This is a genomic window from Paenibacillus sp. FSL R5-0713 (assembly GCF_037973325.1).
In the GTDB taxonomy this organism is placed as follows: Bacteria; Bacillota; Bacilli; order Paenibacillales; family Paenibacillaceae; genus Paenibacillus.
In genome coordinates this window covers 6,423,408-6,444,346 of sequence record NZ_CP150229.1, presented here as the reverse complement: position 1 = coordinate 6,444,346, position 20,939 = coordinate 6,423,408, and the positions used below count along the sequence as shown (strand labels likewise).

At 47.9% G+C, this 20,939-nt stretch carries 18 protein-coding genes; 15 read left to right on the top strand and 3 right to left on the bottom strand.

What is annotated here, in order from left to right; all coding sequences use genetic code 11:
* The first annotated feature begins 60 nt into the window (after positions 1–60).
* Positions 61–1,140, top strand: coding sequence for a DUF1835 domain-containing protein (locus tag MKZ12_RS28675; RefSeq protein WP_339257893.1), 1,080 nt, complete (start codon positions 61–63; stop codon positions 1,138–1,140).
* A gap of 286 nt (positions 1,141–1,426) precedes the next feature.
* Here MKZ12_RS28675 and MKZ12_RS28670 read toward each other — a convergent pair whose 3' ends face one another.
* Entirely contained in the window at positions 1,427–1,945 is a 519-nt protein-coding gene (locus MKZ12_RS28670; RefSeq protein WP_339257892.1) for a cupin domain-containing protein, read from the bottom strand.
* A 152-nt stretch (positions 1,946–2,097) separates the two neighbouring features.
* On the opposite strand from MKZ12_RS28670, the gene MKZ12_RS28665 reads away from it, so the two are divergent.
* Positions 2,098–3,099 carry an NAD-dependent epimerase/dehydratase family protein gene (locus tag MKZ12_RS28665; RefSeq protein WP_339238645.1) on the top strand — a complete coding sequence of 334 codons (1,002 nt, stop codon included), beginning with the start codon at positions 2,098–2,100 and terminating at the stop codon, positions 3,097–3,099.
* A 164-nt stretch (positions 3,100–3,263) separates the two neighbouring features.
* Here MKZ12_RS28665 and MKZ12_RS28660 read toward each other — a convergent pair whose 3' ends face one another.
* The gene (locus MKZ12_RS28660; RefSeq protein WP_091012520.1) at positions 3,264–3,437 is read right to left on the bottom strand and encodes a CsbD family protein; all 174 of its coding nucleotides are present in this window, start codon (positions 3,435–3,437) and stop codon (positions 3,264–3,266) included.
* Between the two features lie 687 nt (positions 3,438–4,124).
* Between MKZ12_RS28660 and MKZ12_RS28655 the strand changes: the two genes are divergently transcribed.
* The 10 genes from MKZ12_RS28655 to MKZ12_RS28610 all read left to right on the top strand — a co-directional run bounded on the left by MKZ12_RS28655 (position 4,125) and on the right by MKZ12_RS28610 (position 15,468).
* Positions 4,125–4,571 (top strand): DUF1641 domain-containing protein, encoded by a 447-nt coding sequence (locus tag MKZ12_RS28655; protein WP_017691658.1) that lies wholly within the window; start codon positions 4,125–4,127, stop codon positions 4,569–4,571.
* 24 nt (positions 4,572–4,595) lie between these two features.
* On the top strand, positions 4,596–5,777 hold the full coding sequence (locus MKZ12_RS28650; RefSeq protein ID WP_036606574.1) for an NAD(P)/FAD-dependent oxidoreductase: 1,182 nt from the start codon (positions 4,596–4,598) through the stop codon (positions 5,775–5,777).
* Between the two features lie 275 nt (positions 5,778–6,052).
* Positions 6,053–6,697 carry an SDR family oxidoreductase gene (locus MKZ12_RS28645; protein WP_339238644.1) on the top strand — a complete coding sequence of 215 codons (645 nt, stop codon included), beginning with the start codon at positions 6,053–6,055 and terminating at the stop codon, positions 6,695–6,697.
* 55 nt (positions 6,698–6,752) lie between these two features.
* A complete protein-coding gene (locus MKZ12_RS28640) occupies positions 6,753–7,508 on the top strand; it encodes a response regulator transcription factor (RefSeq protein ID WP_339238643.1) in 756 nt (251 codons plus the stop codon).
* On the top strand, positions 7,505–8,881 hold the full coding sequence (locus tag MKZ12_RS28635; protein ID WP_339257891.1) for an ATP-binding protein: 1,377 nt from the start codon (positions 7,505–7,507) through the stop codon (positions 8,879–8,881). Before MKZ12_RS28640 ends, MKZ12_RS28635 begins: the two co-directional genes overlap by 4 nt.
* Before the next feature lie 300 nt (positions 8,882–9,181).
* On the top strand, positions 9,182–9,982 hold the full coding sequence (locus MKZ12_RS28630) for a PepSY domain-containing protein (protein WP_339257890.1): 801 nt from the start codon (positions 9,182–9,184) through the stop codon (positions 9,980–9,982).
* Positions 9,983–10,222: 240 nt separating this feature from the next.
* The gene (locus MKZ12_RS28625; RefSeq protein WP_339257889.1) at positions 10,223–10,858 is read left to right on the top strand and encodes a PepSY domain-containing protein; all 636 of its coding nucleotides are present in this window, start codon (positions 10,223–10,225) and stop codon (positions 10,856–10,858) included.
* Between the two features lie 364 nt (positions 10,859–11,222).
* The gene (locus MKZ12_RS28620; RefSeq protein ID WP_339257888.1) at positions 11,223–12,737 is read left to right on the top strand and encodes an RICIN domain-containing protein; all 1,515 of its coding nucleotides are present in this window, start codon (positions 11,223–11,225) and stop codon (positions 12,735–12,737) included.
* 276 nt (positions 12,738–13,013) lie between these two features.
* Positions 13,014–13,799, top strand: coding sequence for an ABC transporter ATP-binding protein (locus MKZ12_RS28615; RefSeq protein ID WP_339238638.1), 786 nt, complete (start codon positions 13,014–13,016; stop codon positions 13,797–13,799).
* Position 13,800: 1 nt separating this feature from the next.
* Entirely contained in the window at positions 13,801–15,468 is a 1,668-nt protein-coding gene (locus MKZ12_RS28610) for a hypothetical protein (protein WP_339257887.1), read from the top strand.
* 713 nt (positions 15,469–16,181) lie between these two features.
* On the opposite strand, the gene MKZ12_RS28605 is transcribed toward MKZ12_RS28610, so the two are convergent.
* Positions 16,182–17,396 carry a Glu/Leu/Phe/Val dehydrogenase dimerization domain-containing protein gene (locus MKZ12_RS28605; RefSeq protein ID WP_339257886.1) on the bottom strand — a complete coding sequence of 405 codons (1,215 nt, stop codon included), beginning with the start codon at positions 17,394–17,396 and terminating at the stop codon, positions 16,182–16,184.
* Positions 17,397–17,743: 347 nt separating this feature from the next.
* On the opposite strand from MKZ12_RS28605, the gene MKZ12_RS28600 reads away from it, so the two are divergent.
* The 3 genes from MKZ12_RS28600 (at position 17,744) to MKZ12_RS28590 (ending at position 20,933) form a co-directional block, all read left to right on the top strand.
* Entirely contained in the window at positions 17,744–18,259 is a 516-nt protein-coding gene (locus tag MKZ12_RS28600) for a DUF2179 domain-containing protein (RefSeq protein ID WP_062836740.1), read from the top strand.
* 289 nt (positions 18,260–18,548) lie between these two features.
* Entirely contained in the window at positions 18,549–19,976 is a 1,428-nt protein-coding gene (locus tag MKZ12_RS28595; protein ID WP_339257885.1) for a hypothetical protein, read from the top strand.
* A 279-nt stretch (positions 19,977–20,255) separates the two neighbouring features.
* Entirely contained in the window at positions 20,256–20,933 is a 678-nt protein-coding gene (locus MKZ12_RS28590; RefSeq protein WP_339257884.1) for a hypothetical protein, read from the top strand.
* Positions 20,934–20,939: the final 6 nt, after the last annotated feature.

Here is a 20,939-nt window from a genome sequence, read left to right as displayed (position 1 = left end):
TATCAGTGTTCAGATATTTAATCTCTGTCAATATTGACGTTAGCTTGAAGGAGGATCAGCATGATTGATGATATCTTTGCTTTCAGTCGAGTGTTGAATCGCATGAATGAGAATGACCTTCGTTCAGCTCTGCGTGTGCTTTATATGAAATCAGCACAGGTGGTCAAGCGGCAGGAGGAGCAAGGTGAAAAGGTGGATTTTGCGGAGTCGGTACAGTCTCTGTTTCGGAATATGGATACCCCTTTTGATCTGGAATTGCTGGAACAACAAGCTCTGGCTGAGACCGACAAGACAAATGAAATGCATATTACGTTTGGAGAATCACCTCTGAGTAGTCTGAAAATGGGAATGAGCACTTTACCTAATCAGGAAAAGCGGAGCTTTTTCTCTATGGATGATGATTATGCTGTGGGCCCGTTAGGTGATCTGACTCATCGTGCAGAACTGCAGCGCAGGCATCTCTGGCTGACCGAACGAATGTGTCTCAGTGACCGCGAGGCTTATGCCATGCATGAACTTGAATCATTAATTGAGCTTAACTCCACAATGCAGTCTCTTGATTCCAAGACGTCAATCATCATCTGGTATTCGAATAATGCACGTGAGAAGACGGGACTACTCTATGCGATGCATTTATTACGCGACAGTAAGAGTCCTATATATCTGATCGAAACGAGCGGCTTATATCAGCAATTATTTAATACACCTGACGTTCAATATGATGTGCTCCACACAGGCGAGATTCTTCCTGAGAAGCTTCTGGCGATGTGGCACGTCTGCTCTGAGCAAGAGCAGCTGTCCAAGCAAGAACGCCTGCAACTGGAGCAGGATTGGTTGGAACTCTCGGTACAGCCCGGACTATTGCGTATGATGGAGAATGGCGAGATTCAAAGTCTGCCTGAAGATGCGTTGGACGAGTACATTATGCAGAAGGTAAGGGAACTGACACCGAACTGGGAGCCAGGCAAGTATATCCGAGCAGCTCGTATTGTGGGCGAAGTGATTGGGACGAGCAGCCAGCATATAGGTGATGCGTTCGTGGAGTACCGTCTACGACAACTGGTGCTGCAAGGCCAGCTTGAGATGGATGGAAAGCCACTTGCAATGAGGTATTACAGTGTTCGGCTTGCCGAACGCTGAAAGGGCCTAAGGCTGAAACTGACAGATAGAAAACAAGCTACGTGATCGAAAAGGTTGAAATAAGACGAAGACCTGAGCGTTTCCTTCCTCATACAAGAAGATAATCACAAAGTATCTCGAATTCCAGCTTTTTAGAATTCCCACTTAAATAGACTGTTCTCCGGTGAGCAACTCCTACATGTCCGGGGAACAGTCTATTTGTTTTTCGTGAAGTGCTGAACCAGCATCGTCTGAACATTGTCCAATACCTTTCCAATACCATTCATTTTTATGATCTTCATTCGTATTATGGCTTCTTCCCACTCCAAATTTCCATTAGAGGACCATTCTGCCCATAGACCGGATCGGTATCCGGAATCGGAACCTCTTGGATTTCCTGAAGAGCCTTGGCGCGATCGTTTTCTTCACCTGTACGTGTGTTGTAACTCATACCGCCTGGGTAGGCACCCGCAATACGAAAGTCGGCGCTGGCCTCCAGTCGTTTATGTCCTGTCCCGGCAGGAAGCACAACAACGTCACCTGTTTGAAGATAAACTTTCTGCCCATGTTCTCCGCCTAGAATCAGTTTCACGAATCCACTCACCACCGCAAGAGCTTCATGAGCATTACTATGATAATGATGATAATTGAACACACCATTCAACCAGCTATTTCCCCATCCATGACGGTTCAGCAACGATTCTGCATGAAGAGCCTCTTCAGCCCATACGTTTTTATACAAAAGCACAGGCAGGGTCGGATGATTGGGAATCACACCGTTATTCTGAAAATATAACGTCTCTATATTCTTTTTCCTATCACTCATCTCATATCACCTCATGATAAATTACCCGATATCCGCAAGGACGAACAAAAAACAATTGTAAAATGATACAAAATGTATCATTTTAAGGTTATACTCAGTACATAGACTCTCTTCAATGCACTCGTTGTATAAATCGCAAGGGGGAATCGTGTGTGAACATTGTGATTACAGGGGCTTCTGGATTTGTAGGATTCAATCTGTCACAGTATTTGGCGCAAAAGGGACATCGAATTACCCTTCTGGATCGGGATGATTATTGTCAGAGGCTCGTTCACGTCTCTCCTCTGCACGAGATGCCGTTCATCTGTTGTGACCTTGCATCGGACCGGATTCATCTGCCTTCTGGAACAGATTACATTATTCATCTGGCAGCCATGCCTCACGTGGATTATTCGTATCATCAACCCGGGGAGGTCTTCCGCAATAATACGCTCAGCACCCAGGCTATTTTACAGTATGCTACCGAACATCACATCCCTGTCTTGCTGGCATCATCTGTTGAAGTGTATGGCGGAGATTGGGGCAGGGTCTATCATGAATCAGATCCGTATGCGCCGGTCTCTCCTTATTCTGCGTCCAAAGTCGCCTGTGAAATGCTTGCTCATTCCTACGCACAATGTTACCAGCTTCCAGTCAAACTCTTTCGTTTGACCAACCTCTATGGTCCGTGGCAATTGCCAGACCGTATTATTCCTCGCAACTTCGGTCGGATGCTGGACGGACTTCCTCTGGATATTCAGGGATCGGCAGTGCGTGATTTCTTGTATGTAGATGATGCCCTCCGGGCCATTGAACAGATCATGCTAAAAGGCAAAGACGGACAGGTATATAATATATCGACAGGGCTTGGAACAACCATGCAGGAGATCGGGGATATATTGAAACCGATGGATCGATCCGTAGCTGCTGTAGAGATTCGGGAGCAAGAGCCAACCCAGTCCAGAGGGTCCAGTCTGGTCGTGCATTCAGGTAGATTACGGGCGGAATTGGGCTGGTTACCTCAAACCACATTGGAAAAGGGACTGGAAAAAACCTTCCGCTGGTATCAGGAACATCCTGAATGGGTCAGACAATTCAGCCGTGAATATCATACAACAAGGGAAACGCGCAGTTTCATTATTGATATGGCAAGATACACAGTTCCAGCCGTATAAAATGCACAAAAAAAGCCAGGGAAGGGTGTATTGAGTAACACCTTCCTTGGCTTTTTTGCGCCTCCGTCTCATCTTCCGTTTTCTCCGAAAAGGGACGGTTAGGCTATTTTACTTCGATCTATTGCACGAAGTCTTCGTGCTTCTTGACCTCACATCAAAAGGATCTAGTGATCTTTTTTAATGTCGGCAATTTTATCCTGTACAGCACCTTTGGCTTTGTCTTTCTTACCCTCAGCCTGAAGGGATCTGTTATTGGTTGCATTACCGATCTGATCCTTCACTTCGCCTTTGGCCTTGTTTACGCCTGCTTTGATTTTATCGCCAGTTGAATTACTCATATCGAACATCTCCTTCGTTGTCTGGTGTAGTCCTTATTAACCGGGATGCCAGCATTCTAAACGCCAAAAGTTTGACCCAAGTTTTGCATTCGCAGTCGAAGAGGTTCATACTTGAGCTAGAAAAGATATCTCCACGATGGAATAAGGCTGAGCTCATCGCTGCATAATAACGACAGTGACCAATTTCGTTGCGCGAAATGATTGGATTTGGAAAACAATTCCTGTAAATATTCAGCAAACCAATCCTTCCTTGTGTACATATCGCACATCTGGTCATATGTGATCTTGTCTTAATACCACATGTGGTAGGAAAGCGGATCTTGGACAGGAGGATTGGCGGCCTTGGCTTGCCTGAACGGGTTGACAAAAAAATCGATTTTGTTACAATGTTCACAATATCTTCACAAGTGTAAAAAATTTCTTTTTCATGTTCATGTGTAAGAGGTGTAATATAAGGGTATAGAGTTCGGTTTCGGCCTGCTTGTCGTTTTGTGCGTCAACACATGTTGTCCGCAATAGATCCAAGATACAATGCATGATGTGGAAGTAGCCATGAGCTACGCTCATCCTATTGTGTGAAATTTGGTACATTTAGATGTATTCGATGTATTTTGTGGTTCGGCTCTGCTTGACAGGCATCATGAAAGTCGCGGACTTCTATCCCAAAGTAAAGGAGGACTTTCTCTTATGTCACAATCGCCTACTCAACAAGAGGTGCCAGTTACAGAAGGTGCCAACGTTTCCGAGCGCCAGTCCTTGGACGTTCTGGATCAACTGATGAAGCCTGAGGTACAGGAGTCTTTAACCGTTCTGGTGGAGAACCTGCCTAAATTGGCTGAAATGGTTACTGCTATGACGAAAGCTTATGACTTTGCACAAAGTGTAGCAACAGACAAAGTTCTGATCAGCGACACAATGAGCGCAATGGGCGAGTTCGCTAAGCCTGTTGTAGACAAAGCTAAAGGTGTAGCTTCTGCTGCCATCGAAGCCAATGACCGTGCGCAAACAGAGCAAACTTCAGTTGGCTTGTTCGCTATGCTGAAAATGCTCAAAGATCCAAACGTACAACAATCGCTTCGTTTTGCTCAATCTTTCCTGAGCATCCTGAACGAGCGTCAACAACCGAAACGTTAAGACTTAGAAGAACGGAGGATGGATATGTCGAAGCAAATTTTGATCTTGGGTGGAGGATACGGCGGTCTGTTGACTGCATTGACTGCACGTCAATACTTGTCTCCGGAAGAAGCGACAATTACTGTCGTTAACCGTTACCCTACACACCAAATTATCACGGAACTGCACCGTCTTGCAGCAGGAAGCATTGCTGAACAAGCTGTTGCTCTTCCACTTGAAAAATTGCTGCGTGGCAAAAACGTGAACTTGAAAATCGATACGGTGGATACAATTAAGCCGGACGAAAAGAAAGTTCTGATGACTAGCGGCTCCACATACTCTTACGATGCACTTGTCGTTGCTCTGGGCAGCGAAACGGCATTCTTCGGAATTCCGGGATTGCAAGAGTACAGCTTCACGCTCAAATCGGTTAGCGATGCAAACCGTATTCGTGCACACGTTGAAGCTCGTCTTGATGCTTACAAACAGTCCGGCAACAAAGCAGACGCTACGTTTGTTATTGGTGGCGGCGGCTTGACAGGTATTGAGCTTGTTGGCGAATTCGCTGACCTGCTCCCTGCAGTATGTCAAGAAAAAGGGATCGATTTCAAAGAAGTATCCCTGTACACGGTTGAAGCAGGTCCTTCCATCCTGGCAGGTTTCCCGCCAGAGCTGGTTGAGCGTGCGAAATCAAGTCTTGAGAAACGTGGTGTTAACTTCATCGTTGGCGTAGCGATTACCGAGATGAAAGAAAATGAAGTTCTGCTGAAAGACGGCAGCTCCATCCCTACGAATACACTCGTATGGACAGGTGGCGTACAAGGCAACGCTGTTGTTGCTAACAGCGGAATTGAAGTGGATCGTGGCCGTGCGAAAGTTACGGAAGTTCTGCAATCCACTTCTCACAAAGACGTGTTTGTTGCTGGTGACAGCGCAGTGGTCTTCCCAAGCGAAGGCGCTCGCCCTTATCCTCCAACAGCACAATTGGCTTGGCAAATGGGTGAAACCATCGGTCACAACCTGGGCGTAATGTTCAAAGGTGGCGCAATGGAATCCTTCACACCAGTATTCTCCGGTACGCTGGGAAGTCTGGGTCGTAAAGATGCTGTCGGCATGATCGGTGGCAACCAGACTCGTCTGAAAGGTCTGCCTGCAACCATGATGAAAGAAGCAAGTAACATCCGTTACCTGGCTCATATTCACGGTTTGTTCGCACTGGCTTACTAATCTTAAATGCTATTCAAGGGCGCCCTTTTGGGCGTCCTTTTTGGTTGTCAGTGGATGGTCGATGTGAGATCGTGTATAAACCACATATGGGATATGGCATATTAATGGGACAACGGAAAAATTCACATTTCAGAGATGTACTTAACGAATATGAACCTGGAAGCCGGCGCTTAGAAGCGCCGGCTTTCGTTTAAATTATAGATGAGTATCTATATATTTATAACGAACGGATAGTTGCAACAAGTGGTCCGTTCAACCGAGAGGAGAAATGATGTATGAACGTTTTAGTTATAGGAGCAAATGGGCAAATCGGTAAGTTTGTGGTAGAGCAGCTGGCACAGGAAGGCAAACATAAGGTAACGGCCATGATCCGCAAACCGGAGCAGGCGAATGCATTGAAGGAACTCGGTGCCGATGTGGTGATCGGGGATCTGGAGGGCAGTGTGGAGGACTTGACTGAAGCCATGAAGGACCATAATGCCATAGTGTTTACAGCAGGCTCTGGCGGATCTACGGGTCAGGACAAAACTCTGTTGATAGATCTCGATGGAGCAGTGAAAACGATGGAAGCGGCAGAGCAGCAAGGCATCTCCAGATATATTCTGGTCAGTGCATATGGTGCGGATCAACGGGAGAAATGGTCAGAGTCCATCAAGCCTTATTACGTGGCGAAACACTATGCGGATCGTGCTTTGTTTGCAAGTGATCTGAATTACACCATTATCCGCCCGGGTGGTCTGAAGAATGAACCAGGCACAGGCAAGATTGCGGTAGGGACTGATCTGGAACCCGGGAGTATTCCGCGTGAAGATGTAGCTCGCGTCATCGTGGCTTCTTTGCAGGAAGAGAAGACATACAGGATGGCCTTTGATCTAATTGCTGGGGAGCATCAGATTGATGATGCCTTGGGCAAACTGTAAAAGGTATTGTAAGATAACGGGAGAATGAAATGATGGGAATGAGGGGGAGCGCTGCATGAACGAAGCCGTGCTGGTCATAGAAGATGAGCCCAAAATAGCACGTCTGCTTGAACTGGAATTACAGTATGAGGGATATCAGGTAGGCAAGGCGGGGAGTGGAACAGAAGGACTGGAGAAGTATGGGGAAGGTCAGTGGGATCTGATTCTGCTTGATGTGATGCTGCCTGGCCTGAGTGGAATTGAAGTGTTGCGCAGAATTCGGGCCAAAGATGCTACAGTTCCGATTATTATGCTCACCGCCAAAGATTCCGTGGAAGATAAGGTATCTGGCCTGGATCTCGGAGCCAATGACTACATCACCAAGCCGTTCCAGATTGAAGAGCTGCTTGCCAGAGTTCGGGCCGCATTGCGTCTTGGGGCAGTGGCATCGGTTGTTTCTTCCGCTTCTTCGTCTACACCTGCTGATACAGGCAATGACTCGCCTGGACATAAGCTTGAAGCTGATGCAGGCTGGTTGACGGCTGCCGGGTTGAAACTGAATGAAGGAACGCGAGAGGTATCCCGAGATGGTGTGGCCATTGAGCTTACGCCACGTGAGTTCGACCTGCTGGTGTATCTGCTGCAGAATCAACGTCAGGTGCTCAGTCGTGATCAGATTGTGCAGGCCGTGTGGGGATACGATTATTATGGAGACACCAATGTGGTGGATGTGTACATCCGTTATGTGCGCAAAAAGGTGGATAACGGATTCACACCGCCCTTAATACATACGGTACGGGGCGTAGGTTACGTCCTGAAGGAACAGTCATGAGTCTGCGCAGTAAAATCTACGGATATTCGTCTGTATTATTTGCTGTGCTGTTAATCGCGGTGAACCTGTCGGTCTATATCGTGTTTGAACGAATGTCGATTGATAACGAGGTTAATCGGGTGGAAGCGGAAGCAGAGTCTATTGTCAAAGGAGTGCGTCAGTCTGCCGGCTCCATTCCGCCGGACGACTTGCTGCGGGCCTACGCGCCTGTGAACGGCATGCTTCGGATCGTTAATGAAGACGGCACCAGTTCTCCGGTGACGACAACATCAGCTTCCGAGCAGCTGAGCAAGCTGCCCTATAAGTATGAAAGTGAGAAGAAATCGGAGTATACGCAAGTGGAACAGGTTGGTTATGTGTGGGTTTCCGTTCCGGTCATCTGGCCTGATGGTGAGGTGGTGAATGTACAGGTCACCGAGAGCATTGCAGAGACGGAGAATCGTCTGTCTGTACTGCGTACCGTGCTGGTGGCAGTGACGATTATTGCCCTGATTCCGGCCATTATCTCCAGCCGAATTCTCGCGAACCGGATGACCAGACCGATTCAGCAGATGACACGTACGATGAGTGACATTCAGTCCAGCGGACAATTCAAACGTCTTCCTCTGGAGGAAGGATCGAAGGATGAATTGAAAACGATGGGACAGACGTTCAACCGGATGATGGACCTGCTCGAATCCAACTTTGAGCGGCAGGAGCGATTCGTATCGGATGCATCTCATGAACTCAAAACGCCGCTGACCATTATTGAGAGCTATGCCAGTCTGCTTCAGCGGCGAGGAAAAGAGCGACCTGAGGTGTTCGATGAAGCTGTAGAAGCGATCCTGTCCGAATCGGTTCGCATGCGGGAGATGACCGAGCAACTGTTACTGCTTGCGAAGCAGCCGGAGCAGTGGAATGTACAGTTGGAGCGAGTGGATATCACGAGACTTGCGATGGATTCTACACGAGCTTTTCGCGAAGCCTACCACCGGGAAGTCCGTTGTGTCGATCCAGGTCCAATCTGGGCAATCAGCGATGAGAGCAAGCTGAAGCAACTGTTGTTTATTTTGCTGGATAATGCCCGGAAGTATAGTGAAGATTCCATTGAAGTCAGGCTTGAAGCCAAGGGGCAGGAGTGCCAAATTCGAATCGTGGATACCGGGATTGGTATGCGGGAGGACGAGCTGGAGAAGGTATTTGACCGATTCTACCGGGTTGATCCGGCCAGAACACGCAGCCTGGGTGCAAGCGGTTCGGGTCTGGGATTATCGCTAGCCAAAGAACTGGCAGGTGCAGTGGGAGCCCGAATTGAATTGAGCAGTACCGAGGGTGAAGGTACCGAGGCTTCAATTATTTTGCCTTTATCGGTTCAGAACGGGCCGCTCTCATGAAATTCTCATTCTTCTCTTATATACTATATAAACTGAACTAAAGATTGTTCACACTGACACTACGATGACAGAACAACCTTCCAATCGCTGTTATCCCCAGATTTTTTGGATTCTCTTTTGCTCAAAGGGGAAAATCCGGGGATAAAGGCGAACGCTTCGCTTTTTCAGGTTTTTTCTGTCCTCTCCGCGCTGTGTAAAAGAATAGTTCATTTTATGTAGTAGCCATTGGAAACTAAACTCAGACCGAATATATAGCATTTGAACTTGGGCTATGGGGAGAGCTATAAGGGGGGATACGTGATGACAGAGCATGAGCAGCGGCCACCGGAAATGAAGCGGCATGAACAGGGGAACAGTGGATGGGCGAAATCGCGCAAATCACTCTGGTGGGGTTCAGGGCTTCTCATTGTGCTGATTGTGGCAGCAGTTGCTTGGTGGAAGCCTTGGCAATCGACTGGAGCGGTACTTACGGCAGATGCGGCAGCCCAATCCGTACTGGATCAATATCCGGGCGAGATTGTGAATTCCACGTTGAAGGACGGGACGTATATTATGCAGCTCCGTTCGGAGACCGGATTATATGACGTTCAGGTGGATGCCGTTACGGCTACCGTGAATTCCATCAAACGGCTGGAGTCGAACCCGCAAGCGGAAGAGAAGACGTTATGGAGCCGCGAGCAGATCAAGACGGCGTTGTTAAAACGACAAGCAGATAACCAATTGGTCTCGCTTGAACTTGTAGAGCAACAAGGCAGTCCGGTATACACTGCGATAGTGAAGGCGAAGGATAACAGCCGTGAAGAACTCACGATTGATCCATATACGGGAGAGACGATATCTTCCAAAACAATAGCAGCCCCAACAACTGAACCAACCAAGGATGATCCCAAGCCCCAGTTTCTGAGCGAGAAACAAGCCAAGCAGAAGGCACTTGCGGAGGTCCCGGGGGAAGTGGATGACATCGAATTGCGTGGAACCAACAGCGGGAATCCGTATTATCTGGTGGAAATTGATCTGGAGGATGGCCGGGAGGCCATTGTGCAAGTGAACGCGATCTCGGGAGCCATCCGTTCGGTGACATGGGATGATGACGAGGATTAACCTTTGCAAAAGACCGATTGAATATAGCGTTAATTCGATGGACAGATGATTCCTAATGTGGAGTCATCTTTTTCATTTGCTTTTAAATACATGTTTTTGAATACATGCATCATGAACAACATCTAAATGAGCAATCTCCTCATTTTCTCATCAAATTCTAATCTAACTCTCGCTGATCTCTCATTCCGGCAGGTTATTCTATGAATGTAGACGAGAACGAAACAACATACGAGGAGATGAATGATGATGATGAACAAACATAAACTTTGGATTGGTAGCTTGTCAGCAGCGGTGCTGCTCGGAGGATCGGCAGTAGCGGCTAGCGGGAATGTGAACGGACAACCGGTGCAAACTACACCAACATCAACGACACAATCCGTAACACAGAATCAGAACAGCACAGGCAAAATGCTGAATGCATCCCAAGCAAAAGCGTTGGCGCTAAAAGCAGCCGATGGGAAAGTGGATGACGTGGATCTGGAGCGCAGAAACGGCCAAACGTTCTATGAAGTTGAGATCGACAGAAAAGGCAAAAATGATGTTGTCGTTCGTCTGGATGCTTATACCGGCAAGATCCTGGCGGTCGTGGATGATGAAGACTACGATGATGACGATGACTATCAAGGCTCTGTTACAGGCAATACATCCAACAGCTCTGCCTCCAAGCAGGTCAAATTGACGGCATACCAAGCTTCAAACATTGCGTTGAAACAAGTTACGGGTGGTAAAGTAACCAAAGTCGAGCTGGATCATGATGATGGACGCTATGTGTATGAGATCGAACTGAGAACCGCTCAAGGTGAAGCAGATGTAGATATCGATGCCAACACGGGTAAAGTGTTATCGTTCGACCAGGATTTTGACGACCGAGACTAAGCTATAAGGACGAGTATACGCTGATAAAACATATATTTAAAACCTGCCTATGAACAGCCTACACAGCTAGAGATTGTTACATCATGAAGGGGCAGATCAGGTATAGCAGAGGACGCTTCGGAGGAAGCGTCTTTTTGCTTTCTTTGGAGAGCGGGGAGTATGGAATTGTACATGTTCCGCCGGATTGTTCACTATTCGAGCAGGGACATGGCAGCTACAATCGGAAACAAGGAGGTGAAGCTGAGCCAATTAATCTTGCCAGGAATTCTAATGTTAAATGCATCATCGATCGGAGGCAGATGTGACATATCGACTTTATTTTATGTAAGCGCTTCATAAAAAAAACATGGAGGTGCATTACGATATGGCTATGAACGATGGATGGTTGAAAAAGAATACACACTCACGCCGCTTTCGCTTTACTCAGCGCTTGAGTTATCTGCTTATTTTGGTGCTAGCGCTGCAATCATTAGGCATGCTGCTCGCACCCGCACCAAATGCTTCAGCTGCTCCGCTCAATGTAACGAACGGGGTACAGTTCAAGGACACCAATGGCAACATTGTTCATGCTCATGGGGGCGGGATGATCAAGGCGAATGGGTACTATTATTGGTTTGGGGAGAACCGCAATGCGAATGGAACGTTCAAGGCCGTGTCCGTGTATCGTTCATCCGATCTGAAGAACTGGGAGTATCGCAATGATGTGCTCACCAGCAGCTCGGCAGCCGAATTAAATATCTCCAACATTGAACGCCCGAAGGTCATCTACAACAGTGCCACGGGCAAATACGTGCTTTGGATGCACAAGGAGAATGGTCTGGATTATGACGAAGCCAGAGTGGCTGTAGCTACTTCTAGTACGGTTGATGGGAACTACACGTATGTGGGCAGCTATCGTCCACTTGGGTATGATTCCAGAGATATGACGGTTTACAACGATAACGGAACGGCTTACCTAATCTCCGCGACCCGAGTGAATGCAGATCTGAATATATATAAGCTGACCCCGGATTTCCTGGGTGTGGAATCCCTTGTCACAACACTGTGGCCCGGACAATATCGTGAAGCACCTGCTTTATTCAAAAAAGATGGCGTATACTTCCTGATCACCTCGGGTGCAACTGGCTGGAATCCGAATCAGGCCAAATATGCAACAGCTTCCAGTATTACAGGTACATGGAGCGGCCTTAGCAACTTCGGAGACAGCACAACGTATGGTTCCCAATCCACCTATGTCGTTCCGGTAGAAGGTTCTCAGACCACATCCTATCTCTACATGGGCGATCGCTGGGCTGGAGCGTGGAGCGGGCCTGTGCAGGATTCCAAGTATGTCTGGCTGCCACTCTCGTTCCCAAGTGCAACCAGTCTGGCGATGAACTGGGCCAGCAGTATCACGATTGATACAGCAACAGGTACCGTGACCGGAGTGAATACACCGGATGTCTGGGACCCGAATGCTTCATATCAGCTGATTAGCCGTAAGAGTAACAAGTTGCTAAATGTCATCGGGGGTTCTTCTGCCAACGGTGCGGATGTGGAGCAGCGAGCAGATGGGGGAACAACGAGTCAACAGTGGCAGATTACCGATGCAGGTGGCGGTTATGTCAATATCATCAACCGTTCCAGCGGCAAGCTGATCGGTGTGGAGAATGGTTCCACGGCCGATGGGGCTGTTATTGAACAGTGGAATGACGGGGGTTGGGCTAGCCAGCAATGGCAGCTCGTCCATGTAGGTGGTGGTTATTATAAACTGAAGAACCGCAGTACAGGCAAGGTTTTGGACATCTCCGGTCAATCGTTGGCAGATGGTGCTGCGGCCATCCAGTGGACGGATAATGGCGGTACGAATCAGCATTTTCAGATTGTTAAAGTGCAGTAAGACGGTTAGATATTAGAAATAAGATTCCAATTATAGATAAAGCTACATTATAGATAAAGCTACATTATAGATAAAGCTACAGATAAAGCCCTTGTCTCTTCCCTTAAGGTGAGACAGGGGCTTTGTGATGTGTTCACGCTTGTTATGTGATGCTCTTACTCCATGGAATATGCAGATGTTGGGTCATATCATGATTTAATTCCGATCAACATCATACCAAACTGTGGTAAACTAGTAGAATTGTAGAAAAAAGTAGAGACAGGAGTGGATAACGAAATGAGTGAACAACATGTGCTATCCATTGAAGGCTTGCGTATGAGATACAACGGGCGTTATGTGTTGAATGGCATCGATCTGGAAGTGAATCGCGGTGAGATGATTGGATATATTGGTCCCAACGGGGCTGGCAAGAGTACGACGGTTAAGATTTTACTCGGGCTGGTTGAAGGGTATGTGGGCACGGTGCGAATCTTTGGTAAAGATATTGCGGATGGGGATGTGGAGTATAAACGCAAAATAGGCTATGTTCCGGAGGTCGCGGAATTATACGAACAATTAACTCCTGCGGAGTACCTGACGTTTACGGGAGAGTTATACGGCATGTCCTATGAAGATGCGGATTATAAAGCCAAGCTATTGATGGATTGTTTTGGACTCGAAAAATCATATCATTCCCGTATTGCCTCCTTTTCCAAAGGTATGCGGCAGAAGGTGTTGTTAATCTCTGCACTGCTGCATGACCCGGATCTGTTGTTCCTGGATGAACCTCTCAGCGGACTGGATGCCAATAGTGTGATGGTGGTGAAAGAGATTTTATCGCAGTTGTCAGCCAAAGGTACAACCATCTTTTATTCGTCCCACATCATGGATGTGGTGGAGAAGATCAGCAGTCGGATTGTACTGATCGCTGAAGGACGCGTCGTGGCAGACGGTACGTTTAAGCAGCTCCAACAACAATCCATGGAAGGCACGCTCGAGGAAGTATTTAATCAATTGACGGGTTTCAATGAGCACAAAGCCATTGCTGAGCGATTCGTATCGATTGTGCAGGAGGTGTACTGATATGGAGGAAAACTCCGACTTCCGCACGCTGAAGATTCTGGATCGCTTTCGTCCAATCATCGCCAGAACAGGAGCAGATTATGATGCACTGCGCCTGATTTTGCGGGTGAAATTCCAGATGGATCAACGCAGAGTTCCTACTATTTTGTCCAACAATTCAGGGAAAAAAGAGCGCAAGGAAGGTAATCAGTTTCATCGATCCCTGTGGTTGTATGGATTAATGGGACTGATGATGGTTCCCTTTATTGTGTGGGATACAGGGCATTTCATGCTTCAGATGGGTCTGGTGTTCGGCATCTTAATGTTTATGATCATGACGTCCATGATTTCGGATTTCTCCTCCGTACTGCTGGACATCCGGGACCGTAATATTATCATGACGAAGCCTGTTAATGGGCGAACGGTAGGTATGGCCCGAGCCATTCATGCAGGTGTCTATCTGTTCCTGCTGACGGGTTCGTTAACAGGTGTACCGCTAATTGCCGCATTAATTACGCATGGCATCGGATTCTTTCTGATCTTCCTTGTGGAATTAATTCTGATCAACATGCTGATTCTAGTGACCACGTCCTTGGTTTATCTTCTCATGATGAAGTTTCTGGATGGCGAGAAGCTGAAGGATATGATCAATATGGTGCAGATTCTGCTGTCCGTGGGAATTGCAATTGGTTATCAGTTGGTCATCCGCTCGTTCGACATGTTTGATTTTGGTATGGTATTTACCCCCGCTTGGTGGCAATTGTTGTTGCCACCGTTATGGTATGCGGCTGCCTATGAATGGTTATTTGCAGGGGGCGGGAATGTATGGATGTATACCTTTACAGCACTCGCAGTCTTGGTTCCTTTGGTGAGTCTGATCGTATATGTGAAGCTAATGCCTTCCTTTGAGTTGTATTTGGAGAAAATGGCACACTCGGGTGAGTCTTCTGGACGCAGACGCGGAACCTGGGATCGGTTAATCTCCAAGGTGGTCAGTCGTTCCAGAGAGGAGCAGGCTTGCTTCCGTCTGTCCGCCAGCATGATGCGTAATGAACGGGAATTCAAGCTGAAGGTGTACCCATCGCTTGGCTTATCCTTTGTTTTGCCTTATATATTTTGGTTTACCCAATTGCAATCCTCCACCTGGGCGGAGTTCAGGCAAAGTTCGTTCGTATATACGTTTTACATCGTGCTGATGCTGGTTGTAACGGTGGTAGTCATGCTGAAATTTTCGGGACAATACAAGGCGTTCTGGACCTTTCGCGCTGCACCGATGGCGAATGATAGTGCATTGTATAAAGGCGCTCTGAAGGCATTCCTGTGCAACATGTTCCTGCCTATATTTCTGGCAAATGCCATTCTGTTCACCTGGACATTTGGATTACGGATACTGCCGGATATTGCGATCATCTTGTTAACGGCGACTGCCCTTGTTCCGCTGGCAGGCAAGTTGTTGCTGCGGAAGCCGCCGTTCTCCCAATCCTTCAGTATGGCGCAACAAAGTGATGGCTGGTATGTATTTGCCGCCCTCCCTGTGCTTGCCATGTTATGGGGAGTCCATGTCTTTTTCCGCTCAGTGTCGGGTGGCGTATGGATCTATGGTGCAATTCTGATTGTGGCGAATGTGTTGCTGTGGACGCTGCTGTTTCGGGAGAAGAAGACAGCGGATAAGAGGCCGGTTGCCGTCTAAGAATAGAGTAGTAGAGAAAGAGAGTAAGAGGGCTAAACAATAAGAGAGGGTATAAGAGCTAACCTGAACACGGATGTCGGGGGTTAGCTCTTTTTGATAGGTGATACTGCCCCAAAGAAATCTTCGGCCTCAGCGCTAACGAACCTCAGACAACCTATTCGGGGAAAAAACATGAAATATAAATTCTAACGAACCTCAGGAACGCTATCCTTCGGAAAAGTAGCTATATAGCTTGAAAAAGGAGCGAATTAGGCACAATAACGTGTCTGAGATTCGTTAGATATTAGATCCATGCTAAAAGGACCAAATAGGGTGTATCAGGTTCGTTAAAAATGGACTGAAGCGGTGGAGGCTCACTTTCGGAATGTCGAAATACCGAAATCGAGGGAGCTCATGATGAGTTCCGAGTAATACTATACCTTTGAATGAATAACGCGGCGGAGGATGTGTTGGCGTTGTGAATATGCTTAAGTGGCAGGGGCTTGCTTGTATACAGATGTTGTAATCAGTCTAGTAATAAGGACTCGCAGTAACGTCCCGTCCATAGAGCATAGTTGAGGTTCAGGCGTGTGAGGACGCATGAGCACCCAATCAGCCGCTTGAATTGTGATAAGCGAGTGAGCTAATACGGGATGGTCTCGACATGTTTACGGCGTAGGAGTCAACGATTGGAATGGTTCTCTATCTGCATCTTGTGGCAGAGTGGGGGCACCCTATCTTGTATGGCCTGATCGGAGGATGGAATCCGCTAGCCGATCGGCTGCATCGGCTGTAGAGATCGCAGATTGCGCAGCTTCTGCGTATACCTTGCTCAGCGTGCCTGCAATCCCCGCCACCTTTTGGCGGATCAGGTCAGGCCCGGCGCCTTCCAGCTCGTAGGCGGTAGAGATGATTCCGCCTGCGTTGAGCACGTAATCAGGCGCGTACAGGATGCCGCGCGCCTGCATGCGGCCAACAACCAGCTGTCGTTCACTCAGCTGGTTGTTGGCCGCCCCGGCAACGATGGAGCAGCGCAGCTCCTCCACCGTTGCCGGGGTCAGTACGCCCCCCAGGGCACAGGGGGCGAAGACCTTGCAGTCAGCGGCATGGATATGGGCCGGATCGGCCGAAATGGCGCCGCTGAACTGCACAAGGGCACGTTGTACACGCTCCGGTACAACGTCTGCCACAATGAGCCGTGCCCCGGCTGCATGCAGGTAACGGCACAGGGCATGCCCGACCTTGCCCAGTCCCTGGACGGCAACGGGAATGCCCTGCAAAGATGCAATGCCTTGCTGGCGCAGCGAAGTCACAATGCCGATGTGTACACCATAGGCGGTCATCTCGGCAGTGAAGTCATCCTGCGCCCCAAGCGAACCGGTGGTGTCCGTCACATGTGTGGTCTCCATTCGGATCTGGTCCATGTCTGTCGCCGTGGTACCCAGATCAAGGCCAGTCACGTAGCGCCCGTTCAGCCGCTCCAGACAACGACCCAGTGCGCGAAAGCGCTGCGCCCGCCTGGATACGCCTGTATCCGGGCTCCCATCTATAGGATGCGACACTTCCTCAGCAACAACTTCCCGTTCCCCGCCGGCGGCCTTTCGTTGCTCTATCTTCAGATCTCCAGCGACATGCTCAACGCTTTGAGATTCACAACTAACCTCATCCGGTTTTGCATTCCTTGCAAAAGGACCATCCCATATGACCACCTTCCCGCCGCCATAGGGCAGTCCAGAGATTGCATTTTTGTACGTCATGCCTTTGGCAAGCTTCACGGCGTCCCGAACAGCCTCTTCCTCGGATGCATACGTCCAGTAGCGGCATCCACCCAGTGCAGGACCAAGGGCTGTACTATGAATCGCAATGACTGCCCTCAACCCACTAACTGGATCATGGCAAAAAATGAGTTCCTCCATGCCTTCCCGTTCCATCTCCTTCCATAGCTGCATGCCGGTACCTCCTTTTTGTTTTGCCTCATCCATCCTGATTCTGACCCGGTATCCTGTGCAATTATGCTCGATTTTATGATGATATAGCATATTCACAGTCACCAGTTTTCGCCCCTGGGACCTTCGCCCGGGTTGATAATCGGTATAAACGGTTCTATAATGGCAGTTCCGGCATGACGAAGAGCAGAAAATGCCTACGAATTGACATTCAACCGTTTAGAATAAGGGTATAACGTCCAATGATGGAGATAGAGCGAACGTACAGGAAGTATGGATAAAACGAAATCGTCGAGTAGATGCAGCAAAGGGCCGATTCACTTGTGAAGGCCAGGAAAGAGGGATTACGATTGTTTAAAATATTGGTATTTATCTTTTTGATCCAGATTGTGTACGTATCGGCTTATACACTCCGGATGATTCTGACGCTCAAAGGACAGAAATATATCGCCGCACTGATCAGCATGGGTGAGATTGTGATCTATGTGCTCGGCCTGAATCTGGTGCTCAAATATCTGACCCAACCTTCTGCCTTAATCGTGTATGCGGTGGGATACGGACTTGGTGTGTTGCTCGGAGCCTGGATTGAAGAAAAGATTGCACTCGGTTACGTTACCGTTAAAGTCATCTGTAACCAGATGGGGGGCAACGTCGCGAATGCACTTCGAGATAAAGGGTACGGCGTTACTGCATGGGTGGGTAGCGGACGTGACGGGGATCGGCTTGTGATGGAGATTCTGGCGAAACGCAAAAACCAGAAACTGCTCTATCAGACGATTCTCGATCTGGACCCCAAAGCATTTGTCATTACCGTAGAGCCTAAACAGTTCCATGGCGGCTTCTGGACACGTTCCATCAAAAAGTAAAATCGAGCAGGTCTGCAGCAGATGCAGTCCTGCTTTTTTGTTTTCAATTTATCCGACATCATCTTACTGTCTCAAAGTATCCCGGAAATCTTACTCCTCAAGTTAACTCTGTACGATTCAAGGTTGCTTACAGTACAGATCCTTGCCACATCGGCAGTTCCTCCTACATGTGAGACAGGGATTATTGTTGTAATCGCTCTCAACACTTACATTGAGGGCATGTCCTTCGTAACATGGCTTGGCAGCGATGGACGAATGTAATCATCATATTTCGGGAGGAATGAATTCTATGAAAACTACAATTCGAAGCTGGTGCAGCGCAGCCTTGGCTCTAACCTTGGGGCTAACATTATTGTCCGGACCGGCAAGTGTGCAGGCAGCGGGCAATGCGGACTACAATCTTACAGGTTTCTCCCAAGGCAACGCGGGCGGCGGCATCGTCAGCGAATCCAACACAGCTACGTATAAGAAAGTGTATAATGCGATTGATCTGGCACTGGCTCTGAAAAAGAACTCCGGTGTCAAAGTCGTTGAGATCATGAACGATCTGAATCTGGGATGGAATGAGATTCCGAGTGTAGCGCAGACTTCGCCGTTTGCCAAGCATAATGATGCGTTGACGCATCCTGTATTGAAACAGACAGGTGTAAGTAAAATTACAGTGGACGGTTTCAATGGACTCACCATTTTCTCCGCCAACGGTTCCAAAATCAAACACGCTGCGATTAGCGTGAAGCGAAGCTCCAACGTGATCATCCGCAACCTGGAATTCGATGAGTTATGGGAATGGGATGAATCGACCAAAGGCGATTACGACAAGAACGATTGGGATTATATCACCCTGGAAGAGAACAGCAACGTGTGGATTGATCACTGTACATTCAATAAAGCCTATGACGGACTCATCGATTCGAAAAAAGGAACCAGCGGCGTGACCATCTCCTGGTCCCTCTTCAAAGGGGATGACGGCAGCTCGAACAGCTGGGTTACCCAGCAGATTAACGAGTTGGAAGCGAATAAGGCTTCCTATCCGATGTATAACTACCTGCGCAGCAGTGCTGTAGGTCTCAGCAAAGCCGATATTATTGCCATCTCTGGACCGCAAAAGAAAGGACATCTGGTCGGTTCCACCAGCCTGGAGTCGGCTAATGCCAATCTGTCCATGACGCTACACCATAATCTCTACAAAGACATTCAGGACCGGATGCCACGCCTGCGTGGAGGCAACGCACATGCGTATAACATCGTGATGGATGCAACAGGGGCACGTGCCGCTAAAGCCAAAATTACAACGGCAATGGCAACAGCGATTGCGTCCAAAGGTTATAAGTTCGATATTATTGGCAATGGCGCTATCTCTACGGAAAGCGGAGCTGTATTGGTGGAGAAATCGGTCATCAAGGACGTGCTGTATCCTGTTCGTAACAATCAGACCGATCCGGCAGATCCGACCTATACCGGCAAAATCAGAGTGACCGATACGATGTATTCTTTGGATGGAAGCTCCTTCCGAGGCAGCAGTGATACATCTGGCAGTCCGCTAGCACCAGTCCCGGCCGTGGTAAAATCATTCTCCTGGAATGGCTTCTCGACACTTCCCTATAGCTATACCACGGATGATCCATCTACGCTGAATGCACGCCTCACAGCATCCAATGGGGCGGGTTCGGGTAAACTGACTTGGTCCAAGGACAATTGGTTGAAGACGAGTTATTAGGCGATGATGTGATGTAAGTCTGAGAACAAAGCGAGGGGTATCAGGGTATCCTGTTGCTGGTTCATTCTTCAAACAAGAAAAGAGTACTCCTGCAGCTGCGAGATAGCCGGGAGTACTCTTTATTGTATAAATTAGCTCTATAAACAGTTATTAATACAAGTTCGTCTTGTAATTATACTTACTGGTAAATATAATAAATGAATGGAAATGATAACTAGTTAATTATAAACAAAAATGAGCAAGTGAATATGAGTTTGGATATAAGGATGGTGAAGCAGCTTGGATGTATGGCTATACTCCGCACTGACTCTTGTTTATTTGATACTTGTTATTCGGATGGCCGTCGTTTTAACCCAGAGAAAGCAATGGCTCACATATTCCAGTTTTCAGCTATTCGTAGCGTTTAGCTTGGCATATGATAATGGAATTATTGCTGTAGGTAACCTGATAGGAGAAGGGGAATTGTTAACCGTTCTTAGTAGCCTTCGATTTTGGCTACATGCCTTCGCTACGCCAACCCTTATTCTTGTTGGCTACCATATCTTGCGCAGCTCGGGTGCGAAGTTTGCAGATAGTAGTATAACGAAAGTGATCGCCTGGCTGCTTACACTGGGTCTGGTTATCTATCAGATTGCAGGCTTTACTTTATCCGAGGTTAAAAATCTCACTGCTATAGAAGAGTATGGAGTACTGCGTTATATGGCAGAAGGTCATGGAGGTCCGCCGATGATGGTTATCATCGTGGGCATTGTACTCTTGTTTGTTAGCTTGATTGTGCTTTTCAAACATAAATGGGTATGGCTGTTTATTGGGACTGCGTTATTGTTTGCAGGGCAGCTAATCTCCCTGCCCGTGAAGAGTGGGGCTTTAACCAATGTGTATGAGCTGATTCTCATTCTCTCGATTTGGAGAACGACTACATTTTTGATGGATTCAACCGATCGTCGTTGTTATTAAGCCCCG